The following is a 24833-nucleotide window of genomic DNA, read 5'->3' on the forward strand; positions in this document are numbered from 1 at the left end:
AATGTTTTAATCTTCTTAACTAATCTTTACTAATTTTAATATATCACAGAGAATCAGATCCCCCAGGGGGGGATATAGATTATTTTAACATTGCTCACTCGATTCAGTTCTTGGGTTTGATGAGCAAGATCTTGGTTTTTGTTATTTGTTCTTTGGTCATTCCTAAGTTCCCCCTTTCCAAGGGGGCTAGGGGGATTACCCCTTTCCAAGGGGGCTAGGGGGATTACCCCTTTCCAAGGGGGCTAGGGGGATTACCCCTTTCCAAGGGGGCTAGGGGGATTACTCCTTTCCAAGGGGGCTAGGGGGATTATTCACCGATAGCTGTTTTAAGAGACGCTGGGCGGTATCTGAAGGGACTGGTATTACGGAGAGACGATTTCCTTTTTTCACCACCGCTAATTCTTCTGGGGTGAACATTGTTTTTAACTGAGGAAGGGACAATCCTTGATTAAATTTTTCTATGAATTCCACTTTGACCGTTTGCCAACGGGGATGTTCTGGTGTAGCTTTTGGGTCAAAATATTTGCTTTCAGGATCAAACTGGGTCGGATCTGCAAGGTTTGTTGCGATAACACGGGCTAAACCGACTATACTGGGTGGTTTAACGTTAGAGTGATAAAAGAATGCTATGTCTTCATACTCCATTTCACGTAAAAAGTTACGTGCTTGATAGTTTCTAACTCCATCCCAAATTACACTTTTATCACACTCTAAATCATTAATGCTGTAATCACTTGGTTCAGACTTCAAAAGCCAGTAATTCATAAGTTTTTTATCTCTACTCTTTGCTCAATTATGTCTCAGCTTTTCCTTGACCCAAAATTGGACAGTGCTATTCAAAAAGATCCTTTGTTACTTGCCCCTGAAGTATCTCTCTTATCAGCAATTCAGGGTATGAGGAAACAAGGATTGAGTTATACCTTGGTGGGTCAACAAAGAAGGGTAGAAGGGATTTTTACCGAACGGGATCTCGTCCAATTAATTGCAGAAACGACAAGGGATTTCAAGGAAATTTCACTGCAAGAAGTAATGACCTCTCCTGTTACAACTCTCCAGTTAAATGAAAAGACAAATATTTTTCGGGTTTTAGAGATGATCCGTAACCGTGAGATTCGCCATCTCCCTGTTGTGGATCAAGAGGACAACTTATTGGGGTTGATTGCTCACAATAGCCTTTGTCGAGCGTTGCAACCCGAAAACCTCTTAAAACTGAAACGAGTGGATGAGGTGATGTCGGAGAATGTTTGTTGCGCCTTTGGTCAAGCTACCCTCTTGGATATTGCTCGTCAGATGGCGCAGTACAGCGTCAGTTGTATTGTCATTGTGGATCGATTCCATCAGAGTGATCTGGTTCAACCAATAGGGATTTTAACTGAGCGGGATATGGTGCAGTTTCAGGTGTCAGGGCTAGATTTTAGCGCGATCGCTGCGGAAACAGTGATGAGTCAGCCCTTACAGTTACTTTCTCCCGATCAATCTCTCTGGGAAGCCAAAGTCAAAATGGATCAACTGCGCGTGCGACGGTTAGTGGTGGTTGGAGAAAGCGGGGAGTTAAAGGGAATTGTCACCCAAACCAGTTTATTACAAGCCCTTGATCCCAAAGAAATTACAGAGACGATTTCGGCATTGCAAACCACCCTCACGGAAAAAACAACAGCACTAGAAGAGGCGAAACAGAAACTGGAAAGACGAGATTATTTTTATGGGAATGTGGTGCGAAACTGGTTTGAAGGGCTGATTGCACTGCTAGATCAAGAGGGTCGTTTTTTGTTGGTAGAAGGGGCGGGTTTAAATACAAATAAACTGTCTCAGCAAGACATAGAAGGGAAATTCTTATCAGAAATTTTTTCGGATGACCCTAACAAAAGTCTTCTTGCTTGTCACCGAAAAGCCTTACAAGGAGAAAATTGCACGGTTGAGTTTGAATGGTTTGGTCGGGTTTATTTAACTAATTTCGAGCCGTTTTACGATCCTCGGACTCAAAATTTAGCGGGAGTTACCCTAGTTGCCAATGATATTACAGCGCGTCGCCTAGCAGAAAAAGCTCGTACCGAAAGTGAATCCTTACTCCATTCTTTCTATCACCAAAATCAGATGAGGATGGGAGTGGTAGAAATTTTACCCAACGATATTCGTCATCTTTCTGATAATGCTGCCACAGCAAACTTTTTTGGGCGGTCTCCAGAAACAATGCAAGGAAAAACGGCTCGGGAATTGGGCATTCCTGAAGCAGCAATTCAAAGCTGGTTAGGGGCTTATCAGCAATGTTTGCAGGAAGAAAAACCCGTTACATTTGATTATTATCATCAGTCTCAACAGCTATGGCTGACAGTAACCGTTTCTCCCCTCACCTCACAAGTCGGGAATTTTCCACGGTGTTCTTACCTTGTTAAAGATATTACTCCTCGTAAACAAGCTGAGTTCGCTCTGCAAGAAAAAACAGCAACCCTTAAACATTTTAGTGAGAGTCTGAAAGCACTTCATCAACTCAGTACCCAAGATTATGATGATTTTACGACGTTAGCGAGAGAGTATCTAGAAGTGGGTTGCCAAATTTTTGGGCTATCGACGGGGATTATCAGCGAAGTGACAGGCTCATCTTATCAAGTGTTAGCGATCCATTCCGATTTAGACGGATTGGAAGTAGGGTTAAAGTTTGAGTTAAAAAATACTTATTGTGCAGAAGTGATCCGCACTCAGAAAACTGTTACTTATCAAAATGTCGGGGCTGATCCTAAACTATCCCAGCATCCTGTTTATCAGAATTTACACCTTGAAAGTTACATTGGCACTCCGATTTTTGTCGAAAATGAAATTTATGGAACGCTGAATTTTTCCGCTACAATCATTCGGGAACAGGGCTTTCAAAATCATGAGATTGAAATTATGGAGTTGATGGCTCATGACTTAGGAAAATTAATTACCGCCAGTCGTGCAGAAGAGAAACGTCAACAAGCAGAAGCAGCCTTAAAAGAACAATTGCAACGGTCGCAACTCCTCAAAAGTATTATTAATGAAATCCGTTCTAAGCTAGATTTTAATGAACTGTGTCAAACAACGGCTCGGAAATTGGGGCAAACGTTACAGGTCGATCGCTGCTTGATTCATACTTATCTTCCCGATACAACCCCTCCGCAAGTGCCATTTGTTGCTGAGTATCTTTCGGAAAGTTGTTTTTCGATTCAACATTTGATCATACCAGTAGAAGGGAATCCTCATATAAAAGCTCTTTTAAGGCGCGATCGCGCGATTTCTTCTCCTGATGTTTATTCCGATCCCCTACTAGCCCAGCCGATCTGCCGAGAAGTTAACTTAAAATCCATGCTAGCCATCCGCACCTCTTATCAAGGCTTAGCCAACGGCATTATTGGTTTACATCAATGTGATTACTATCGAGAATGGACAGAAGAAGAAGTTAAATTATTGGAAGATGTTGCGGAACAAGTGGGAGTCGCGATCGCGCAAGCCAAACTTTTAGAAGCGAAAAACCGCCAGAATGAAGCCCTCGAAGCAGCAACCGCCCGTGCTGAAGCAGCCAACCAAGCCAAAAGTGACTTTCTCGCCACTATGAGTCACGAAATCCGCACGCCGATGAATGCCATTATTGGGATGAGCGATCTCCTGTTAGACACGCCCCTGAGTGAAGAACAACTCGACTTTGCCCAAACCATTCGCAGTAGTGGCAAGACACTACTCACCATTATTAACGATATTCTCGATTTTTCCAAAATAGAGTCGGGAAAGTTAGAACTGGAACAACAAGACTTCACTTTATACACTTGTGTGGAAAATGCAATAGACCTAGTGAGCCAGCAAGCAGCACAAAAAGATTTAGAACTGGCTTATTGGCTTGATCCTAATCTTCCCCAGTTAATGACAGGGGATGAAACGCGGTTACAGCAGATTTTGACCAATCTTTTGAGTAATGCGGTTAAATTTACCGAGCAAGGAGAGATTCTGCTGCTGGTGACTCAACAAACCCTTGAACATATTCAGTTTTGTGTCTCTGATACGGGAGTGGGGATTCCTCCAGAAAAAATGGATCAACTATTTCAATCGTTTAGCCAACTCGATTCCTCGCGATCGCGCCGTGCAGAAGGAACAGGCTTAGGGCTTGCCATCAGTAAACGTCTCTGTAACCTGATGGGGGGTCAAATGTGGGCAATGAGCCAAGGAAAAGTTGCGGGTAATCCCCTCCCCGCTTGGGAAGCACACCAAAAGTTAATGTCTAATCTAAAACCAAGCTCTGGCTCTAGCTTCTATTTTACCCTTCCCATGCCTGAAGCAACCTCTTCTGCAATCTCTCAAGTTTTACAAGGAAAGCGCGTTCTCATTGTCGAAGAATCGCACCTCAATTGTAGTGTCCTTTCCGTGGGGATGAGTAGTTGGGGGATGGAATCGAATGCAGTCACTTCCACTGCTGCTGCTTTTACCTTAACTGAACAAGGAGAAGCCTTCGATTGTGCCATTATTAGCCTCAACCGCGAACCCACTGCACAATTAGACCTGATCGAAACTTTAATCACATCTGAGGAATATCAAACACTGCCGTTAATTGTTTTAATTCCTCTGGGAATGAAGAATCTCTCTCTTCCTAGCACACCAAACATCACTGTCTTGAAACAACCGCCAAAACAATCTCGGTTGTATGAAACCCTCATCCGTTATTTTACATCTCCCTCTGAGGCAACAGTTTCTTCAGAACACTCTTCTCCTGTTGCAGCAACATCCTTCTCTAATCTGAAAATTTTGTTAGCCGAAGATAATCCAGTCAACCAAAAAGTTATCCTCAAAACCTTAAAACGTTTAGGTTATACCGCCGATGTGGTTGAAAATGGTCGCGCTGCTATTACTGCTTTAGAAACTCAACCCTATGATCTAATTTTGATGGACTTGCGGATGCCCGAAATGGACGGGATTACAGCCACTCAAGAAATTCGCGATCGTTGGACAGGGAAACAACGCCCTCGTATTATTGCCTTGACTGCCGATGTGACCCCAGAAGTGCAAAAACAATGTGTTGAAGTGGGGATGGATGCCTATTTGAGTAAGCCCGTGATGATAGAGTCACTAACTGCGGTATTACAAGAAAGTGATCCCCAACTTACTCCTATTACAGCGTCACCCAAGGAAAGTGTTATTGATACAAATACCTTAGAACAATTGACTTCTTTGATCGGAGAAGATGATCCTGCATCATTGCTAGAAATTCTTGAAAGTTACTGTGATGATCTACCGAAATTAGTTGTACAAACCCTTAATGCTGCCCAAACAGGAGACTTAAAAACCTTGAAACGAGCCATTCATACCTTAAAAGGAACAGGCGCAACCATGGGAGCATTTAAGCTGCGCGATCGTTGCATTACCATTGAAAAACTACTCGCTAAAGATAATCCCATCCCCTTGGAGATGATCCAAGCCCTAGAAGAAGACAGTCAGAAAGTCATTCAAGAAATTAACGAAAAGTGCGAACAACTCAGAAGTCAACTGCATCATTGACCCTTGATGGCAGGATTCAAGCCTCGCCCTTAGACGGTAGTGTTTGCAAGGCAAACCCTACGAAGGGTAACATCTACTTTGTTGTTTGATAACGAATGACCAATGACTAATGACTAATGACAAAAAAAATACTTGGTAGAAAAACCCATCTACCACTATAATCCTCACTGTAGGCTCTACTTAATCCCGAGGAAGACTGGTGATTGCGATTTACCCCGGTAGTTTTGATCCGATTACCTTTGGGCATCTCGATATTATCGAACGAGGCACACAACTGTTTGATCGCGTGATCGTAGCAGTCTTGTGTAATCCAAGTAAAGAACCTTTGTTTTCTGTACAACAGCGAATCCAGCAAATCCAAGATTGTACTCAACATCTATCTGGTGTGGAAATCGATCAGTTTACTGGCTTAGCGGTAGAATATGCCAAACAACGCCGTGCAAAAGTCCTTTTACGAGGGTTACGGGTCTTATCTGACTTTGAAAAAGAGTTACAGATGGCTCACACCAATCAAACCCTCTCGGACAATCTTGAAACTGTCTTTTTGGCAACGTCCAATGAGTATAGTTTCTTGAGTAGCAGCGTTGTTAAAGAAATTGCTCGTTTCGGTGGCTCGGTTGAGCATCTCATTCCCAAAAGTGTTGCCCAAGATGTGTATCAATGTTACGCAATAACTCCTACAGCGAATCCGAACCCAAACAATCAGACAATCAACCTTCCAAAGAACAATTAATTATCCAAAAAAAGTTGGAAAAGGTGGAAGAGTTTGTCAGCACTAGTCATAATGTTCCCTTAACTCCTTATAAATTTATCAATGAGGAGGAATTTTTCAGCACGATGGATGAAGTGTGGGACAATCTCGATGCTGCTTTTGATGAGGCTTATTCCATCTTGGAAGAAAAGCAGAGAATTCTACAACAGGCTCATGCAGAACGTCATTCTCTCTTACAAGAAGCCCATCAAGAAGCAGAACGCATCAAGAATCAAACCCGTATCGTCCAGCAGGCACGTCAAGAAGCAGCACAAATCCAAACTCAAACCCAACAGGAATGTGAAGCGGATCGTCGCGAAACTTGGGAGGAAATCCAAAAACTCCGTCAAAAAACGGAATCAGAATGTGAACAGTTACGCCGTGATGCAGAGCAATATGCAGCCTCAGTGCTGATGGATCTTGAACATGACTTAAAGGAGATGCTGAAGGTCACTCGCAATGGTCGTTCTACACTCAATCCCAATGAAGGGAAGGAAACTCCTCAAAAGCCTAAACCTAAACGGAAAGCAAGTTAGTCATTGGTCATTAGTCATTAGTCATTAGTCATTGGTCATTGGTCATTAGTCATTAGTCATTGGTCATTAGTCATTAGTCATTAGTCATTGGTCATTAGTCATTAGTCATTAGTCATTGGTCACTGCTCACTGATAACTGGTCACTGCTCACTGATAACTGATAACTGATAACTGGTCACTGCTCACTGATAACTGCTCACTGATAACTGGTCACTGCTCACTGGTCAGAGTAGAGTTCTACCTCGAAAACTTCTGCAAAGTTGCGGATTAGGGTTTGCTGTACTTCAGAGAGGGTAATGTCTGGACAAAACTGTTGGAGGCTTCCGACAGCGCGATCGCGGATTCCACAGGGGATAATTTGTGAAAACCCACTGAGATCAGGACAGACATTGAGAGAAAAACCGTGCATGGTGAACCAGCGTTTCGCTTTAATGCCGATCGCGCCAACTTTCACTCCCTTAACCCAAACGCCTGTTAACCCCGCTTCTCGTTCTGCACTCAAGCCATACTCGCCCAGAGTGCGAATCAAAACCGTTTCCAGTTGTCGCAAATACCAGTGCAAATCACAGCGATAGTAACGCAAATTTAAAATCGGATAACCGACCAACTGCCCTAAACAGTGATAAGTGACTTCTCCGCCCCGTTCCGTGCGATATAAGGGGATTGAACTGGCTTGTGGGTCAAATTTGAGGTTTTCTTCTGTTGCCCCTGTGCCAAGGGTATAAACAGGCGGGTGTTGGAGTATAATCAAGATATCATCTCGTTCTGGGTTATTAAGACGGTCTTCCAGCAGCGATCGCTGCTCTTCCCAAGCAACCGCATAGGGAACAATTCCTTGCCTCTTTAAATAACAACGTCGTTTCAATTCACTACCCAACTGCTTCATTTTTCTCAATAATAACAAGAAATGTTAACAACCATTAAAAAGCACATCAGAGGGGATCGTTAAGTAGAATACAAAGTGTTAGGGTAGAAACAGAACAGAAAAGCCAAGCGGAGGAAACATCCTTACCCATCAACAAATCCCTTCCGTTGAAAGAGACGAAGCTGAATTGAAAGAGCTTAAGAAGAAGGAAAAATGTTGATGCTTTTTAGTATTTATCCACCATTCAAATCCCAAAGGCTGTTATTAGTCAATCAAAAACAGTCAAGGGGAAACTCACTCAAATGCACTAAGTTTTTGTTAATTAAAGATTAAGTCTATAGCACTTCCCAATCTCATGAGGTACATTATAAATTTTGGTTCTTTGTTCTTTGTTCTTCGTTCTTTGTTGGTTGTTAATCAATGAACCACGAACCATGAACCATGAACATCCACCGACTCGCTTTGTACCTCAGCCAACTAGGAAACGCTATAATTGCTGACTTAGTGTCATTAAAGATAAAATAATCTTCTTAGCCAAAGATAATTTTGGAAAGAAGATTAATCAATTAAAAACTGTTAGAAGATGGAGTAGCTAAGATGAAGCTTTTGATTCAGGGCAACAATATTGAAGTGACTGAAGCCATCCGCAATTATGTTCAAGAAAAACTCGAAAATGCGGTCAAACACTTCCAACAAATCACCTCAAAAGTGGATGTGCATTTGTCAGTCGCCCCTAATTCTCGCGTCAGTGATCGCACGAAAGCAGAAGTCACCGTTCACGCTAATGGGAAAGTGATTCGAGCGCAAGAACAAAGCGGAGATTTATACGCCAGCATTGATTTAGTTGCCGATAAAATTGCCCGTCAGCTTCGTAAATATAAAGAAAAACATCTACACAAAAAAACGCATGACAGCCCAAAAACAGCAGAAACCGTTGCGCCTCAGCCTGTAGATGAAGACTTAGTCAACGATCGCGCTCCAGAATTACCCGATGATGTGGTTCGTGTCAAATACTTCGCCATGCCTGCAATGACCGTCATGGAAGCTAAAGATCAGCTTCAGCTTGTGGATCATGACTTTTATGTCTTCCGCAATGAAGAAACCAACGAAATCAATGTCATTTATCAGCGTAATCATGGTGGATATGGCGTGATCCAACCTCGCAACGGCAATGGTCATACCCACGGAATGCTTTATGACAAAGTTCATGGTGGAGATACCAATGGACAGAAAGTTGCGCCTATGGATGCCGACAATGAATTAAGTGAGTGTCCGCCTGCGGAAGTCTAGTTATCTCTGAGACGGCTGAGTAGCAAGGGAATAGCGCTTCGCGCTGGGACAAGGTTAAAGGCTAAAGGGACAAGGTTAATTCTCTGTTTTCATTGCTCTCTATTCCATGAAAACACCTTGACCCTTTTCCCTCAATTGACCCTTAGACCCTTTTCCTGATCAATGAGGTGGATTTTCATCTGTCAAATACCTGAATGAGTAGTGCTATAAATGATTAACAGTCAGTTGTTTGATAATCTAGAATGGCTGTAACTTACAAATAATCATCAATGCTGGATTTAAGTCAGAAAAAAGCACTGGTCACAGGAATTGCCAATAATCGCTCGATCGCGTGGGGAATTGCCCAACAACTCCATCAAGCGGGTGCTGAAATGGGCATCACCTATCTTCCCGATGATAGCGGAAAGTATGAGAGAAAAGTTCGAGAATTAGTCTCTCCTCTTAACCCCAGTTTGTTCCTGCCTTGTAATGTCCAAAATGACGCACAGATTGACGAAACCTTGCAAGCGGTTGCGGAAAAATGGGGGAAACTAGATATTCTCATTCACTGTCTGGCGTTTGCAGGAAAAGAAGAACTCTCTGGGGAGTTTAGCAAAACCTCACGGGATGGGTTTAAGCAGGCTCTAGAAATTAGTACCTATTCTCTCACGCGGTTAGCGCAAGCAGCGAAACCGTTGATGACAGAAGGCGGAAGTATTGTCACCCTCACCTATCTCGGTGGGGAAAGAGTTGTTCCCAATTACAACGTCATGGGTGTGGCAAAATCAGGCTTAGAAATGAGTATGCGCTACCTAGCTGCGGAATTAGGAGAACAAAATATTCGCGTCAATGCCATTTCCGCCGGTCCCATTCGCACCCTCGCTTCCTCTGCGGTGGGCGGTATTTTAGACATGATTCGTCATGTAGAAGAAGTTGCACCTCTGAAGCGAACCGTCACCCAAACTGAAGTCGGAAACGCAGCAACTTTCTTATGTAGCGATCTCGCCAGTGGCATTACTGGACAAGTCTTATACGTTGATTCTGGCTATAACATCATGGGAATGTAGTGATCAGTGATCAGTGACCAGTGACCAAAGAAAAACAAATAACCAAGAACAAAAATGCAACTTTCTGAGCGTGCTGTTTCTAACGCCTCCTTCACACCGCGTACGGCATCTGTTTCTCGTCAGACTGGGGAAACGGAGGTTAAAGTCACCTTAAACTTAGATGGGGAAGGAAAATGTGATTCCCAGACGGGGATTCCGTTTCTTGACCACATGATTCATCAACTCGCCTCTCATGGATTATTTGACCTAGAAGTGAAAGCGGTTGGAGACATCGAGATCGACGATCATCATACCAACGAAGATGTCGGGATTACTCTCGGTCAAGCCTTTGCCCAAGCCTTATCGGATCGCAAAGGGATTCACCGTTTCGGTCATTTTATCGCCCCCCTGGATGAAGCCTTAATTCAAGTTGCCCTCGATTTTTCAGGACGACCTCATCTTAGCTATGGTTTAGAGATTCCCACCCAACGAGTCGGGACCTATGACACCCAACTGGTGAGAGAATTTTTTGTCGCTGTGGTCAATCATAGCCAGATGACCCTCCATATTCGTCAACTCGATGGGATTAACTCTCACCACATCATCGAAGCCACATTTAAGGCGTTTGCCAGGGCGTGTCGGGGGGCCGTGGAACTGGATCCCCGTCGCTGTGGTCAAGTTCCTAGTTCTAAAGGCGTGCTTTAATCCCTTCGCCTCGATCGCGCTCTCCTGCTAAAATAATCCTTGTCCCGAATCTGTGCCATCATTCATGACCGCCATCGACGCAGCCCCCTTTTCCCCTGACGAAATTGCGAGTGAAAGTATTAAACCAGAAGAGTACGAAGAAATTGTCAAACGACTGACCAGACATCCCAACAAAGCCGAACTGGGGATGTTTGGGGTGATGTGGTCGGAACACTGTTGCTATAAAAATTCTCGTCCCCTCCTGAAACAATTTCCCACCCGCAGCGATCGCGTTCTCGTCGGTCCTGGGGAAAATTCGGGTGTGATTGACTTAGGCGATGGCTTACATCTCGCGTTCAAAATTGAATCCCATAATCACCCGTCTGCGGTTGAACCCTTCCAAGGGGCAGCCACTGGCGTTGGGGGAATTCTCCGAGATATTTTTACCATGGGAGCGCGTCCGATTGCCATTCTGAACTCACTGCGCTTTGGCCAGTTAGACAATCCTCGCACCCGACGCATCTTTAGCGGTGTTGTAGAAGGGATTAGTCATTACGGAAACTCGGTTGGCGTGCCCACTGTTGGCGGAGAAGTTTATTTTGATTCCGCTTATGCGGGGAATCCCCTTGTCAATGCCATGGCACTAGGCTTGATGGAAACCCCAGATATTGTGAAAGCGGGAGCATCTGGCATCGGTAACCCCGTTCTCTATGTCGGTTCGACCACGGGACGGGATGGTATGGGGGGCGCGAGTTTTGCCAGTGCGGAACTCAGTGAAAATTCCGCCGATGACCGCCCTGCGGTGCAAGTGGGCGATCCCTTCCTCGAAAAATCTTTAATAGAAGCCTGTTTAGAAGCATTTAAGACTGGGGCTGTGGTAGCAGCACAAGATATGGGGGCAGCCGGATTAACCTGTTCTACCTCAGAAATGGCGGAAAAAGGCGGAGTGGGCATTGAACTCAACTTAGACCTCATTCCCCATCGGGAAACAGGCATGAGCGCTTATGAATACCTCCTTTCTGAGTCTCAAGAACGAATGTTATTTGTTGCCGAAAAAGGACGGGAACAAGAACTGATTGATATTTTCCAGAAGTGGGAACTACACGCTGTTGTTGCAGGAGAAGTGATTCCTGATCCCATGGTGCGCATTCTCCATGAAGGAAAAGTTGCTGCTGAAATTCCTGCTGCTGCTTTAGCGGAAAATACCCCCCTCTACGAACGGGAAATTCTTGCTGAACCGCCAGACTATGCTCAAACCGCATGGCAATGGACTAGCGCGTCTCTTCCTTCCTGCAACGAAGAAGGGATGAACGGTCAAACTTGGTCAGAGATTTTGTTACAACTTCTTGCCAGCCCCTCGATCGCGTCCAAGGCTTGGGTCTATCGTCAATATGACCATCAAGTGCAAAATAATACGGTCTTGCTACCTGGTGGTGCTGATGCTGCGGTAATTCGGGTTCGTCCACAAACGGAATCTGTTGAAACTTACAAAGGAGTTGCAGCAACCACTGACTGTAATGGACGTTATGTTTATCTCCACCCCTACGAAGGTGCAAAACTCGCTGTTGCAGAAGCAGCCCGTAATTTAAGTTGTGTGGGCGCAGAACCGATCGCGATTACTGATAATTTGAACTTTGGCAGTCCCGAGAAACCCATTGGCTATTGGCAACTGGCGAAAGCCTGCGAAGGCCTTGCTGAGGCGTGCATTCAGTTAGGAACACCTGTCACTGGGGGGAATGTGTCTCTGTATAATGAAACGTTCGACAACCAAGGCAATCCACAGCCGATTTATCCCACCCCCGTGATCGGAATGGTGGGCTTTGTGGAAGATGTCCGCAAGGTTTGTGGACAAGGGTGGCAGCAGGTTGGCGATTTGGTCTATCTGTTAGGCAGCGCAACCGTCACTTTAGGAGGGTCGGAATATCTGGCCATGATTCATGAAACTGTTGCAGGAAAACCCCCTCATCTGGATTTTGCCCTAGAGAAACAAGTTCAGTCTGTTTGTCGGAAAGGGATTAAACAAGGATGGATCAACTCTGCCCATGATTGTGCGGAAGGAGGGCTTGCGGTTGCCTTGGCAGAATCTTGTTTAGCTGGCAATCTTGGGGTTAGCGTTACCCTTTCTCCTGATGAGAATCAACGCTGGGATGAGTGTTTATTTGGAGAAGGGGCAAGTCGGATCTTAGTTTCTGTCTCTTCTGAGAAGCAAGAAGCCTGGGAAACATTTTTACAGGAACAGTTGGGAGAGGCTTGGCAACGATTAGGCGTGGTTCAGGAAGAGGAATTGAAGATTAATTCTAGCGTTGGGGTCAGTTTAGAGGCGATGAGAGACCGATTTGAGAGCGCGATCGCGCTTCAGTTAGCGGAATAGTTGTTGCAGTTTATTCTCGTTGATCTAGCAAGTTGACATATTTTAAGATCAAACGCTGAGACGCTGATTAAGTTTCAGGAGGAGTTATCATGGCAAACACCATGAAAGCTGCAATCGCAGAAGAGTTTGGCAAACCGCTACAACTCAAGGAAGTAGAAATTCCGCAACCTCAAGCGGAACAAGTTCTAGTCAAACTTGCAGTCAGTGGAGTTTGCCATACAGATGTCCATGCTGCTGATGGTGACTGGCCAGTGAAGCCGAATATTCCGTTTATTCCGGGTCATGAAGGCGTAGGTCATGTTGCTGAAGTGGGCTCCCATGTCACTCATTTAGAAAAAGGAGATCATGTAGGGATTCCTTGGCTACATACAGCTTGTTCTCGGTGTGAATATTGTGTCACTGGACAAGAAAATTTCTGCCCAACTCAAGAAAATACCGGCTATAGTGTGAATGGAACATTTGCCGAGTATGTTCTAGCGGATGCGAATCATGCCACGAAAATTCCTCAGCCTCTAGAGTCAACGGACGCTGCGCCAATTTTATGTGCAGGAGTAACCACCTATCGGGGTCTGAAAGAAACCCATACCAAACCGGGAGATTGGGTTGTGATTTCTGGTATTGGTGGACTGGGACATTTAGCCGTGCAATATGCCAAAGCCATGGGGCTTCGTGTGATTGCCTTATCCCGGACTCCCAAAAAACTAGAACTGGCTCAAGAATTGGGAGCAGACAAAACAATTAATGTGAGCGAAACAGATCCGGGTCAAGCGGTTCAAGATCAGATTGGGGGAGCTCATGGCGCACTGGTAACTGCCGTTTCCACACAAGCCTTTCATCAAGCAGTGAGTACCTTACAACGCAGTGGTACTTGTTCCATGGTTGGTTTACCCCCAGGAGAGTTTCCGCTTTCCATCTTTGAGGTCATTTTGAAAGGCATTGATATTCAAGGGTCTCTGGTTGGCACTCGTGCTGATTTACGGGAAGCCCTTCAATTTGCAGCCGAAGGTCATGTGAAGCCTGCAATTGAAACTCAACCCTTAGAAGCAGTTAACGCGACTATGGAACGTCTGAAAAAAGGAGAAGTTAATGGGCGTGTTGTCTTAACCATGTCATAAATGGTCTGAGTTGAAATTAAGAAGCGCGATCGCGGAGTAGTTTTGATAAGGGGTTGTCTGGTGAATTTAATTACGTTTTGCACCAATTCTTAAAATTAAGGATCAAAGCAACACCCGCTTCCTGAAATAATAGTGAATGCGACAAAAGTTAAGAATCACTATTGAACTTATAATGAAGTTTCGATCTTTTTTACTCACTTTAATTACGTTTTCTATTATTTTCCTTGCTATCTTCGGCGTGAGTCTGAATTGGTTGCTACAGGAAAGCCCATTGCTTTATAAAGATGGCGGTGTGGTCAAAACGCCCACTGCTGCTAAGTTTATTCCTAAGCAAGCCCCTGTGGTTGCTTCTTTGGTGGTGGATGTAGAACGATTAGAAGCCTACCGTCAACTGCGTGCGCCTCTTCGGATTCGATCGCGCTCTCGTCAAGAATTAGACCGCCTTAAATCGCAATTCCTCGCCAGTCGCCAGTTAGATTATGACCAAGATATTAAAGCGTGGTTAGGAGAAGAAGTCACTCTTGCGGTGACGGCTCTTGATTTTGATCGCGATCGCGCCAATGGGGTGCAACCTGGCTATCTTCTGGTCACCACTACCGATGATGAAGAACTCGCCCGCGAATTTCTCCAAGCCTACTATTCCCGACAAGCGGTTTCTCCCAACACCGATCTGGTCTTTGAACGCTATAAAGGCGTAAACATCACCTATCGTCGCCCTTTACAAAAAAATCCAGACCCGAATGCAGGGGCGTTAGCCAGTGCGGTAGTGGGGAATCATGTGCTGTTTGCGAACCATCCGAAAGTGTTGCGGGAAGCGATTAATAATGTCCAAGTCCCGACTTTAAGTTTAGAACAAGCCATTCCCTATCAAAAAGCACAGAAAACCATCACGAATCCTCGCATTGGTCAACTGTACTTAAATTTACCCGCCGTTGCTGCATGGATCGCCGAACAACCCGCCCTTCCCTTACAAGATAATCAACCCACTCTCACGGCTGGGTTTTCCCTTACCCCTGATGGACTAACCGCCCAAACCGCATTATTAGGCGTGGGTGGGGAAGAAAATCGTAATCCAGCTTTATCTCAACCCGTTAACGCCTTAAACTATCTCCCAGAGAATAGCGTGTTAACGGCTGCAGGGGTGGACTTAAATCAACTCTGGAATAGCCTCAATGACTTAGCTGTAGATGAGTCCACAGCAACTTTGATTCAACAATTAGCGTCTGGCTTACAACAACGATTTGGAATTTCAATCCCCGATCAGATTTTCCCTTGGGTAAAAGGAGAATATGCGGTGGCGTTGTTACCCCAAGATGACCAGAAACCAGGAGATTGGGTGTTTGTTGGTGAAGAAGTGGAAGACACTGAAGTCAAGAACACCATTAAGCAACTGGATGAACAAGCCAAAGAAGGCGGTTATAGTGTGGGGAATTTAAATCTCGCCAACCAGAAAGTCACCGCTTGGACAGTGATTCAGCCAGTTTCCCAAGTCGATTTTAATCCGAAAGAAAAACCCGTTCAGTTGAATGCAGAAGTGAAAGGAGTCCACAGCGAAATTGATCACTATCAAGTGCTGGGAACCTCTCTAGAAGCCATTGCACAGGCGATTCAGAAGGGAGAAACCTCGCTAGTGAATAGTGAAGCCTTTCAACGCGCGATCGCGCCCTTACCCACCGCAAATGACGGTTATTTCTATCTCGATTGGGAGAAAAGTCAACCTCTGCTAGAACAACAGTTTCCCCTGATCCGTGTGGTTGAACTGGCGGGAAAACCCTTATTTGACCATCTGCAAGTGTTATCTCTGGCGAGTGAAGGAACAGAAGATGGGGTGAGAAAAGCGACCTTGTTCTTACAACTGACCTCTCGGCGGTAACGGTGAGAGGGGACAATGCTCTTTATAATGGTTAAGAGAATGAAACATTTTTAAATCTGTCTCCGCGCGATCGCTTCAAAAAGCATCGCAAAATCAATTAAAAACGCGCAGAACGTAAACAACAAGGAAACCTTGATCTATGGCAAAGATCGAAACCAGAACCGAGCCGATGGTGTTAAACATGGGACCACACCATCCCTCCATGCACGGCGTACTGCGCCTCATTGTCACCCTTGATGGGGAAGATGTGGTGGACTGTGAACCAGTCCTTGGCTATCTCCATCGCGGAATGGAAAAAATTGCGGAAAATCGCACCAACGTCATGTATGTTCCTTATGTGAGTCGTTGGGACTACGCAGCAGGAATGTTCAACGAAGCGATTACGGTTAATGCACCTGAAAAACTCGCGGATATTGAAGTTCCCAAACGCGCTCAATACATCCGTGTGATTATGCTGGAACTGAACCGCATTGCAAACCATTTGCTGTGGTTAGGGCCCTTTCTGGCGGATGTGGGCGCACAAACCCCATTTTTCTATATTTTCCGCGAACGGGAACTGATTTATGACCTCTGGGAAGCTGCGAGTGGTTCACGCTTAATCAACAACAACTATTTCCGAGTCGGTGGGGTTGCAGTTGATTTACCCTACGGTTGGCTTGATAAATGTATCGATTTCTGTGATTACTTCGCAGAAAAAATTGATGAGTATGAAAAGCTAATCACCAATAACCCGATTTTCCGCCGTCGGATCGAAGGGATTGGTGTCATTACCCGCGAAGAAGCCATTAACTGGGGCTTATCGGGTCCCATGTTACGGGGGTCTGGGGTGAAATGGGACTTACGGAAAGTTGACCATTATGAATGTTACGACGATTTTGATTGGGATATTCATTGGGAAACCGCAGGTGACTGTCTCGCCCGTTACTTAGTGCGGGTGCGGGAAATGCGAGAATCCCTAAAAATCATTCGTCAAGCCTGTGCTAACATCCCAGGGGGTCCCTACGAAAACCTAGAAGCCCGTCGCATGGCGGAAGGGAAAAAATCCCAGTGGAACGACTTTGATTATCAATATATCGCTAAGAAAATGGCTCCCACGTTCAAAATTCCTGAAGGAGAACACTATGTTCGCCTCGAAAGTGGAAAAGGAGAACTGGGGATCTTTTTAGTGGGTAATGATAATGTCTTCCCTTGGCGTTGGAAAATTCGCGCCCCTGACTTCAACAACTTACAAATTCTCCCTCACCTCTTAAAAGGAATGAAAGTTGCTGATATTATGGCAATTTTAGGGAGTATCGACATCATCATGGGATCCGTTGATCGTTGATCGGTTAATGTTAATAGTTCCCCTTCTTCCAACTTGCTGAAGGGGAAATTTATATCATAAACTTATAAATCTTCAGGTTTTAATCCTGTTGATTTCGCAATCCTTGATAGCATTTTCGGTCCAATTTCTTCTCCATCATGGAAAGCAAAGACAAAATTATTCCAACCTAGACGTTCTAGAATTTTGTGCGATCCTCTCTGTCTTTTAATTGTCCATCCAATGCGAAGAAGTGATGCTAAAACATCTTTAGCTTTCGTGCTTTTCCAACGACTCATGGCGCAACAAAAGAAAGATTTAATAATGGTGAGGCTTCTTCCTCATGTTCTAATCGATCTGCAATAACACGCAGAGCGAGAGCTTGCACTTTATGAACTACTTCTTCTCTTGTTTCTCCGTAAACCAATACACCTGGTAGTTCGACAATTTCTCCAATAATTCTTCCGTCTTCTTCTTCTTCAATTTCAATCGTGTAATTCATAGATTCGCGTTTCTCCATTTTCAAAATTAATTATTAATTATTCCCTGATGCAACCGATTAGTCTCAATTTAATTGCAATTGGCATTTTTGCCATGACGATGTTTGCGCTACTTTCTCCCATTTTAAACATTCCCATTATTCTACCTGCAGGAACTACCTTTGCTGTCATGGGATTACTCACGTTTGATACGTTAGCGTGGGAAAATCGGGGCGTAACTTTATTTGTTGATTTATTTTCTACTGCGGAACAACGAGAAAGAGTGTTATATCATGAAGCGGGTCACTTTCTCACCGCTTACTTTTTAGGGATTCCTATTCAAGGGTATAGCTTAACGGCTTGGGAAGCCTTCCGCCGTCAACAACCCGGACAAGGGGGCGTACAGTTTGATACAACTGCATTAGAACAAGTGGGAACACAGCCTAATCAAGTGAACTTAATGCTCGATCGCGCTTGTACGGTCTGGTGTGCAGGAATCGCAGCAGAAATCTTACAATATGGTAAGGCGGAAGGAGGAGGGGACGATCGCGCTCAGTTACAATCAGTCCTCAATGACTTCGGCTATCCGCAAAATCAACGCCAACAGAAAGAAGAGTGGGCGAAGCTACAAGCTAAATCTCTGATTGAACGCAATATAGAAGCCTATCATGCTTTGGTGAAAGTAATGAGACAACGGGCTTCAGTAGAAACTTGCGAACAGATGATTCAAAATCATAGTCAAGTTGTATAGTCCTAGAGTGAAGAAATCTGAATGTTTAAACGAGAACCCGAGTGGTGGCGGAACAGTGTTATTTATCAAATTTATCCGTTAACATTTGCGGATCAAAATGGAGATGGAATTGGTGACTTACAAGGAATTATTGAACGATTAGATTATCTCAAGAATCGCACATCTGATCAAGAAAATCACTTAGGGATTGATGCAATTTGGTTATCTCCCATCAATCAATCTCCGTTATTTGATAATGGTTATGATGTTAGCGATTATTATAATATTTGTAATCTTTTTGGGACATTAGAGGACTTCAAACGCCTCATTGCAGCAGCCCATCAGCGTGAGATTAAAGTCATCCTAGACTTAGTGATTAATCATACTTCAAATCAACATCCTTGGTTTTTAGAATCGCGATCCAGCCGTTATAATCCAAAAAGTGATTGGTATTTATGGCATGATCCAAGCCCAGATGGAGATGTTCCGAATAATTGGCTGTCTTATTTTGGTGGAACTGGTTGGACTTATGATGAGAAAAGACAACAATATTACTATCATGCGTTTAATTCTAATCAACCCGATTTAAACTGGCATAATCCAGAAGTGAGAGCAGCTATTTATGATGTTATTCGCTATTGGTTAGAGTTAGGCGTTGATGGGTTTCGTCTCGATGCGTCTAGTGTTTATAGTCAAGATAAATACTTTCGGAATAATCCTGTGAAGTTTGAAACCAGTGGTAAAAAGTATGATGAACAATATCATATTTATGATAAAAATTTACCTGAAAATCATGAGATTATTCGTGAAATTAGAAAGGTCATTGATGAATATGATCATCGCTTACTAATTGGCGAAACCTTTATTGATAACCGACTGTATGATTCCGTAATTTTTTATGGGGTTAATAACGATGAACTCCATCTTCCTTTAACCTTTGAGTTTCCCTTAAGTCCGTGGTATCCAGGGTATTTACAAAGAGAAATTGAAAAGAAAGAACGCTTAACGCCAGAGGGAGAATGGCCCGTTTATTTCTTAAATAATCATGATTTACCCAGACATCTTTCTCGATGGTCAGAGTGTAGTTTATGTTTTGATCGGGTCGCGATCGCGAAAGCCTCAGCAACCCTTTTATTAACAATTCGAGGAACACCAATTCTCTATTATGGGGAAGAATTAGGAATGGTCAATCATGAAAATATTCCCATTGAACAAGTACGAGATCAAGCTGCAATTAGTTGTTTAGATGAAGAATGTTTACCCGCCCGAGATGGAACTCGCACCCCAATGCAATGGGATACCTCTCCACAAGCTGGCTTTAGTTTTGGGAAAGATATTACCCCTTGGTTACCCGTTCATGAAAACTATAAAACGGTGAATGTGGAAACAGAATTATTGGAGAAAGATTCCGTTCTCAATTTTTATCGGGCGTTAATTCAACTCCGTAAAAACTGTCCAGCTTTAAGAAAAGGGAGTTGGACTCCTCTGATTGATTATCCCTACGAACATCTCGCTTATTTACGGGAAACAGAAGCAGAAACGGTGTTAGTCGTGATTAACTTTTCCTTTGAAAAGAACTTTGATCTGGATCGAAAAGTTCCTCAAAAAAATTGGGAAGTTTTACTCTCGACGGTTTTCGAGAGAGGGAGTATTATCGCTTTACCGCAGTTATTACAACCGTTTGAAATTTCAATATTCCGTTTAAAAACTTTGGAAAACCAGTCCTAAAATTGCACCGCCTAAAACCAGCCATAACGGACTTAATTTAAATCGAAAGAGCGCGATCGCGCCGATCATAAAGATTAAGATAGCAAGATAGTCTAGAGGTTGTAAAAATAAGCTATATGCTAATTGTAATGTCACCACCGCCATTAATCCCACAGCGCTAACATTCACCGCATCTAAAAAAGCACTTGTCCATTGAGAACTCCGTAATTTTGGAATTAATGGATTGAGGATTAAAACAAAGATAAAGGACGGAAAAAAGATGCCCAATGTGGCAACAATTGCCCCTGGAATTCCTGCAATAACATAACCGATAAAAGTGGAAGTGGATAAAACAGGTCCTGGTGTAAATTGTCCGATCGCGATCGCGTCTAATAATTGTTGTTGGGTTAACCAAGCATTTTCATTGACTAATTCCCCTTCAATAAAGGCAATTAAAACATAACCACTTCCAAATAAAATCGAACCTACTTTTAAGAAAAATAAGCCCAATTTCCATAACGGGGGAACGGTTTTTGCTGAGGTAGCAGCAACCGCTTTTAAGATTGTGCCAAAACTTAATGTTCCAATAATCCCTTCTACGGTTTCTTGTGGTAACACTTTTCGGAGGAACAGCATCCCCACAAACCCACCGATGAGTAAAGCAATGACTTCGCTAATTCCAAATAATAATAGAACCGCAACCCCGATTCCAATCAGTAATAATTGATAACTTTTGATCGCCTTATTGCCTAACTTCCATAACGCCCCTAAAATTACCGCTAAAACAGCAGGCTTAATCCCATAAAAGAGCGGTGCAATTTGCGGTAAATCACCAAAGGCAACATAAACCCAAGCCAAAATTCCCGTTATTAAAATAGCAGGAATAAGAAAACAAAGACCAGCAATAATTAAACCGAAAACGCCACCGTAAATATAGCCCAGATGAATCGCCATTTCTGTAGAGTTGGGACCAGGAATAAGATTTGTTGCACCAATTAAATCTAAAAAGCGCGATCGCGCAATCCATTCTCGACGGGTTACCACTTCTTCTTCCATCATGGCAATGTGCGCTGCGGGTCCACCAAAACCAATAATTCCCAGTTTGAAAAAAACTTGGGCAATTTCTAATAACCGTTGCGATAATGTTGTATTCATTGCCTTTGAGGACAATTAATCAGCAACTTCATTTAACCATAGATGGAAGGGTTAATCCATATTGAGGGTAATTTGATCCAGTTGCAGGATGATCAGGGATTAGCTCCAAAATCAGGGGTTAACCTCTAGATGTTGGTTATTAGTCATTAGTCTTATGTTCTTGGTTCGTTGTTCTTTGGTCACTGGTCACTGAAAACCGAAGATCCCCCAAAAAGGGGAATCATGGGGTGAATTCAACTTAATCTTTTTGGAAACGGGGACCCCAGCCTGCGAGAGGCGCATAAACCGCGCGATCGCCGAGTTCTTGTTCAATTCGCAATAATTGGTTATACTTGGCAATCCGTTCGCTGCGAGACAGAGAACCCGTTTTAATTTGTCCCGCGCGAGTCGCAACCGCTAAATCAGCAATAGTGGTATCTTCAGTTTCTCCCGAACGATGGCTGATCATACAGCCGTATTGGTGACGATGGGCGAGATCAATGGTTTCTAAGGTTTCGCTGAGGGTTCCGATTTGGTTCAGTTTAATTAAAATCGCATTTCCAGAATCAGTGTCAATTCCTTTTTGTAAGCGCGTGGGGTTAGTGACAAATAAGTCATCCCCGACTAACTGAATGCGAGACCCTAATTTCTCCGTGAGAAGTCGCCAGTCTTCCCAGTCATCTTCATATAATCCATCTTCAATGGAAATAATCGGATAATCGCTGGCTAAATCATTGAGGTAATTAATCAATTCTTCGGGGGAATGTTCGCTTCCTTCGTAAAGATATTTCCCCTCCTTATAAAACTCACTTGCAGCCACATCCAACGCTAAACAAACTTGTTCCCCAGGTTGATAGCCTGCTTTTTCAATGGCAACCATTAAAATTTCCAGTGCTGCTTTATTTGAGTCTAAATTCGGGGCAAATCCGCCTTCATCACCAACCCCTGTCAGTAAACCTTGTGAATCCAAGACTTTACTCAAGGAACTAAAGACTTCCGCCCCCCAACGCAAGGCTTCGCTAAAACTCGGTGCGCCAACAGGAACAATCATGAATTCCTGAAAATCCACATTGTTAGAGGCGTGTTCCCCACCATTAATCACGTTCATAAAGGGAACTGGTAAAACATTTGCCATCGGTCCCCCTAAGTAGCGATACAGGGGAAGCATTAAATGGTCGGCTGCTGCTTTGGCGGTGGCGAGAGAAACCGCTAAAAGGGCATTTGCGCCAAGATTCGATTTATTGTCTGACCCATCTTTCTCCCGCATCACTTGGTCAACTAAAATTTGATCGAGGGCATCTAAATCGGTTAAAGCGGGAACTAATTCATTTTCAATGTTCGCCACTGCTTTGAGAACCCCTTTTCCACCGTAGCGTTGTTCTCCATCTCGGAGTTCATGGGCTTCAAAACTGCCTGTGGATGCACCGCTAGGGACTTGCGCTAATCCGATCGCGCCACTGGCTAGCTGCACTTGGGCTTCTACCGTCGGTCTTCCTCGCGAATCTAGGATTTCTCGCGCTTGGATGGCTTCAATCGCACTGTCTGGGTTATACATTCTGTTTTCCTCTCAATAACCAGTTAAAATTAACAATACACTCAATTATCATTGATGACTTATTAATTATCAATTAAGTTTTACCCCCTACAAACGACCGTTTCGCCGTCCTTTCAGAACCAGTTCTGGTGTATGGAAAATTCGCGAAGGGATTATGATTACTTTGCAAGATGCAACGGGAAAGAGAAGTGAGGGCGAAATTGCACCGCTTCCCAGTTTTGGTTCGGAAACCCTAGCACAAGCCCTGGCGTTTTGTTCCCACTATTCCCAAGGAATTACTAAAACAGAAATTCATCAAATTCCAGACCAGTTTCCCGCTTGTCAGTTTGCCTTTGAATCCGCGTTAGAGGGTTTTTCTCTGGAGACAAGTTCACAGCAAACCTTATCCTTAAGTGTACTTTTACCCGCAGGAGAAACGGTTTTAGAAAGTTGGCAATCTCCCTATCAGCAAGGACAACGCACTTTTAAATGGAAAATTGGCGTTTTCTCCCTAGATGCAGAGTTAGCGTGGTTTCAGCAGTGGGTGGCGGATCTTCCTGATGATGTGCAAATCCGCTTAGATGCCAATGGGGGGTTAACCTTACCAGAGGCGGAAGAATGGTTTCAGAACGCGGATGTTTCAGGAAAGGTTGAATTTATTGAACAACCGCTTCCACCCGCCCAATTTGAGCCAATGCAAGGGTTAGAGGCAACTTTTAAAACCCCTCTCGCCTTAGATGAATCGGTGGGAACGTTGCGGGAGTTGCAGGCGTGTTATAAAAGGGGATGGCGGGGGATTTTTGTCTTAAAGTGCGCGATCGCGGGATCGCCCCGTTTACTGAGACAATTATGTCAACAGCATCAACTGGATCTGGTCTTTTCTTCTGTGATGGAAACCTCTGTGGCGAGGGAAGCAGTGTTTCGATTGGCGCAAGAATTGAATCCGAAACGGGCTTTAGGCTTTGGTGTTGACGATTGGTTTTAAGGCTGGCTGACCGACAAAACTTCTGAAAGCCCTATTCTATCCTAGGCTGGGAAGCGCGATCGTGTAACCTAAAAAACCTTGCTGGTGTTGGGTTTCGTGACCTCAACCCAACCTACATTTTAAATCTTTTGTCAGTCAATCAGGGTTTTAAGGAAACTTCAGCAAAAGATTATGCCTTTGATTGAAGTCTCTATTCTCACGCTTGGCTGCGGTTTAGAATAAAAGTAGCTAACATTCTTTTCGAGTTGGAAGAAGGCAAGACATCAACAATTAACCAACCTAGGATTTAGCATGAAAGAGAAAATAGCAAGTGATAATTTAGGCTAAGGAAAAAATGGATAGTATCAAAGTGAAAGTTCAGATTGGAGAAGATGGTGTTTTCTCCACTCGCTTACCTATCACCAATCAGGAAATTGAAGCGATCGTCATCTATCAGTCTGTTCAGCAAAAAAAACAGTGGTCTCCTCATTTTTTTGAAAAAACTTGTGGGCGTTGGCAAGGTGAAGTATTAGTGAGGGAACCGCAACCTGAACCTCAAGAACGAGAGCCTTTATTATGAGTTACTTATTAGATACTAATGCTTGCATTCAATATCTTAACTCAACCAATCATCGAATTGCAGAAAAATTAGCTTCTCTTTCTCCAGATGATATTTTCCTGTGTGATATTGTTAAGTTTGAGCTTTATTACGGTGCATATCGAAGTGCTAAGCAGGAAGATAACTTAGTAACTTTAGGAATTTTCTTTGATGAGTTTACGAGCCTTCCTTTTGATGGAAAGTTAGCTCAGATCTGTGGTTATATTCGCGATCATTTGAACAGAAAAGGAACTCCAATCGGTGTTTATGACTTGCAAATTGCTTCTATTGCACTAGCAAATAATTTAGTTTTAGTCACTCATAATTTGACTGAATTTAGTCGAGTTGAAGGATTAAAGTATGAAGATTGGGAGTAAA

The 24833-nt window shown here is 43.7% G+C and carries 21 protein-coding genes; 15 read left to right on the top strand and 6 right to left on the bottom strand.

What is annotated here, in order from left to right:
* Positions 1-279: 279 nt before the first annotated feature.
* The gene (locus PCC7418_RS14570) at positions 280-765 is read right to left on the bottom strand and encodes an EVE domain-containing protein (RefSeq protein ID WP_015226952.1); all 486 of its coding nucleotides are present in this window, start codon (positions 763-765) and stop codon (positions 280-282) included.
* A gap of 30 nt (positions 766-795) precedes the next feature.
* On the opposite strand from PCC7418_RS14570, the gene PCC7418_RS19505 reads away from it, so the two are divergent.
* The 3 genes from PCC7418_RS19505 (at position 796) to PCC7418_RS14585 (ending at position 6786) form a co-directional block, all read left to right on the top strand.
* Positions 796-5499, top strand: a complete 4704-nt coding sequence (locus PCC7418_RS19505; protein WP_015226953.1) for a CBS domain-containing protein — start codon at positions 796-798, stop codon at positions 5497-5499.
* Positions 5500-5698: 199 nt separating this feature from the next.
* On the top strand, positions 5699-6232 hold the full coding sequence (gene coaD, locus PCC7418_RS14580; RefSeq protein ID WP_015226954.1) for a pantetheine-phosphate adenylyltransferase: 534 nt from the start codon (positions 5699-5701) through the stop codon (positions 6230-6232).
* Positions 6160-6786, top strand: a complete 627-nt coding sequence (locus PCC7418_RS14585) for a hypothetical protein (protein ID WP_015226955.1) — start codon at positions 6160-6162, stop codon at positions 6784-6786. The genes coaD and PCC7418_RS14585 overlap by 73 nt, the downstream gene beginning before the upstream one ends.
* Before the next feature lie 217 nt (positions 6787-7003).
* Here the strand turns inward: PCC7418_RS14585 and lipB are convergent, their stop codons facing one another.
* On the bottom strand, positions 7004-7672 hold the full coding sequence (gene lipB, locus PCC7418_RS14590; RefSeq protein ID WP_015226956.1) for a lipoyl(octanoyl) transferase LipB: 669 nt from the start codon (positions 7670-7672) through the stop codon (positions 7004-7006).
* Between the two features lie 576 nt (positions 7673-8248).
* Here lipB and hpf point away from each other — a divergent pair.
* From hpf to PCC7418_RS14625, 7 genes are all read left to right on the top strand, one after another.
* Positions 8249-8941, top strand: coding sequence for a ribosome hibernation-promoting factor, HPF/YfiA family (gene hpf, locus PCC7418_RS14595; protein ID WP_015226957.1), 693 nt, complete (start codon positions 8249-8251; stop codon positions 8939-8941).
* A gap of 269 nt (positions 8942-9210) precedes the next feature.
* Entirely contained in the window at positions 9211-9987 is a 777-nt protein-coding gene (gene fabI, locus PCC7418_RS14600; RefSeq protein ID WP_015226958.1) for an enoyl-ACP reductase FabI, read from the top strand.
* 54 nt (positions 9988-10041) lie between these two features.
* Positions 10042-10671 (top strand): imidazoleglycerol-phosphate dehydratase HisB, encoded by a 630-nt coding sequence (gene hisB / locus PCC7418_RS14605; protein ID WP_015226959.1) that lies wholly within the window; start codon positions 10042-10044, stop codon positions 10669-10671.
* A gap of 64 nt (positions 10672-10735) precedes the next feature.
* Entirely contained in the window at positions 10736-13021 is a 2286-nt protein-coding gene (gene purL / locus PCC7418_RS14610; protein ID WP_015226960.1) for a phosphoribosylformylglycinamidine synthase subunit PurL, read from the top strand.
* A gap of 89 nt (positions 13022-13110) precedes the next feature.
* The gene (adhP, locus tag PCC7418_RS14615) at positions 13111-14136 is read left to right on the top strand and encodes an alcohol dehydrogenase AdhP (RefSeq protein ID WP_015226961.1); all 1026 of its coding nucleotides are present in this window, start codon (positions 13111-13113) and stop codon (positions 14134-14136) included.
* A 172-nt stretch (positions 14137-14308) separates the two neighbouring features.
* Positions 14309-16009: a DUF3352 domain-containing protein gene (locus PCC7418_RS14620; RefSeq protein WP_015226962.1), complete on the top strand. Its 1701-nt coding sequence runs from the start codon at positions 14309-14311 to the stop codon at positions 16007-16009.
* A gap of 139 nt (positions 16010-16148) precedes the next feature.
* Positions 16149-17333, top strand: a complete 1185-nt coding sequence (locus PCC7418_RS14625) for an NAD(P)H-quinone oxidoreductase subunit H (RefSeq protein WP_015226963.1) — start codon at positions 16149-16151, stop codon at positions 17331-17333.
* Positions 17334-17395: 62 nt separating this feature from the next.
* Here the strand turns inward: PCC7418_RS14625 and PCC7418_RS14630 are convergent, their stop codons facing one another.
* Both PCC7418_RS14630 and PCC7418_RS14635 read right to left on the bottom strand, forming a co-directional pair.
* Positions 17396-17608, bottom strand: a complete 213-nt coding sequence (locus PCC7418_RS14630; protein WP_015226964.1) for a type II toxin-antitoxin system HicA family toxin — start codon at positions 17606-17608, stop codon at positions 17396-17398.
* Entirely contained in the window at positions 17605-17811 is a 207-nt protein-coding gene (locus PCC7418_RS14635) for a type II toxin-antitoxin system HicB family antitoxin (RefSeq protein WP_015226965.1), read from the bottom strand. The genes PCC7418_RS14630 and PCC7418_RS14635 overlap by 4 nt, the downstream gene beginning before the upstream one ends.
* Positions 17812-17858: 47 nt before the next feature.
* Here PCC7418_RS14635 and PCC7418_RS14640 point away from each other — a divergent pair, with 47 nt between their 5' ends.
* Positions 17859-18539, top strand: a complete 681-nt coding sequence (locus PCC7418_RS14640; RefSeq protein ID WP_015226966.1) for a hypothetical protein — start codon at positions 17859-17861, stop codon at positions 18537-18539.
* Between the two features lie 21 nt (positions 18540-18560).
* A complete protein-coding gene (locus tag PCC7418_RS14645) occupies positions 18561-20246 on the top strand; it encodes an alpha-glucosidase (RefSeq protein ID WP_015226967.1) in 1686 nt (561 codons plus the stop codon).
* On the opposite strand, the gene chrA is transcribed toward PCC7418_RS14645, so the two are convergent.
* Together chrA and eno are read right to left on the bottom strand one after the other, a co-directional pair.
* Positions 20220-21380 (bottom strand): chromate efflux transporter, encoded by a 1161-nt coding sequence (chrA, locus tag PCC7418_RS14650; protein ID WP_015226968.1) that lies wholly within the window; start codon positions 21378-21380, stop codon positions 20220-20222. The genes PCC7418_RS14645 and chrA overlap by 27 nt on opposite strands.
* A 238-nt stretch (positions 21381-21618) precedes the next feature.
* Positions 21619-22914: a phosphopyruvate hydratase gene (gene eno, locus PCC7418_RS14655; RefSeq protein WP_015226969.1), complete on the bottom strand. Its 1296-nt coding sequence runs from the start codon at positions 22912-22914 to the stop codon at positions 21619-21621.
* 61 nt (positions 22915-22975) lie between these two features.
* Between eno and PCC7418_RS14660 the strand changes: the two genes are divergently transcribed.
* From PCC7418_RS14660 to PCC7418_RS14670, 3 genes are all read left to right on the top strand, one after another.
* Complete coding sequence (locus PCC7418_RS14660; protein ID WP_015226970.1) at positions 22976-23878, top strand: o-succinylbenzoate synthase; 903 nt, start codon at positions 22976-22978, stop codon at positions 23876-23878.
* A gap of 334 nt (positions 23879-24212) precedes the next feature.
* Positions 24213-24437: a hypothetical protein gene (locus PCC7418_RS14665; protein ID WP_015226971.1), complete on the top strand. Its 225-nt coding sequence runs from the start codon at positions 24213-24215 to the stop codon at positions 24435-24437.
* The gene (locus PCC7418_RS14670) at positions 24434-24832 is read left to right on the top strand and encodes a type II toxin-antitoxin system VapC family toxin (RefSeq protein ID WP_015226972.1); all 399 of its coding nucleotides are present in this window, start codon (positions 24434-24436) and stop codon (positions 24830-24832) included. The genes PCC7418_RS14665 and PCC7418_RS14670 overlap by 4 nt, the downstream gene beginning before the upstream one ends.
* Position 24833 lies beyond the last annotated feature (1 nt).

The organism is Halothece sp. PCC 7418 (assembly GCF_000317635.1).
Taxonomy (GTDB): Bacteria; Cyanobacteriota; Cyanobacteriia; order Cyanobacteriales; family Rubidibacteraceae; genus Halothece.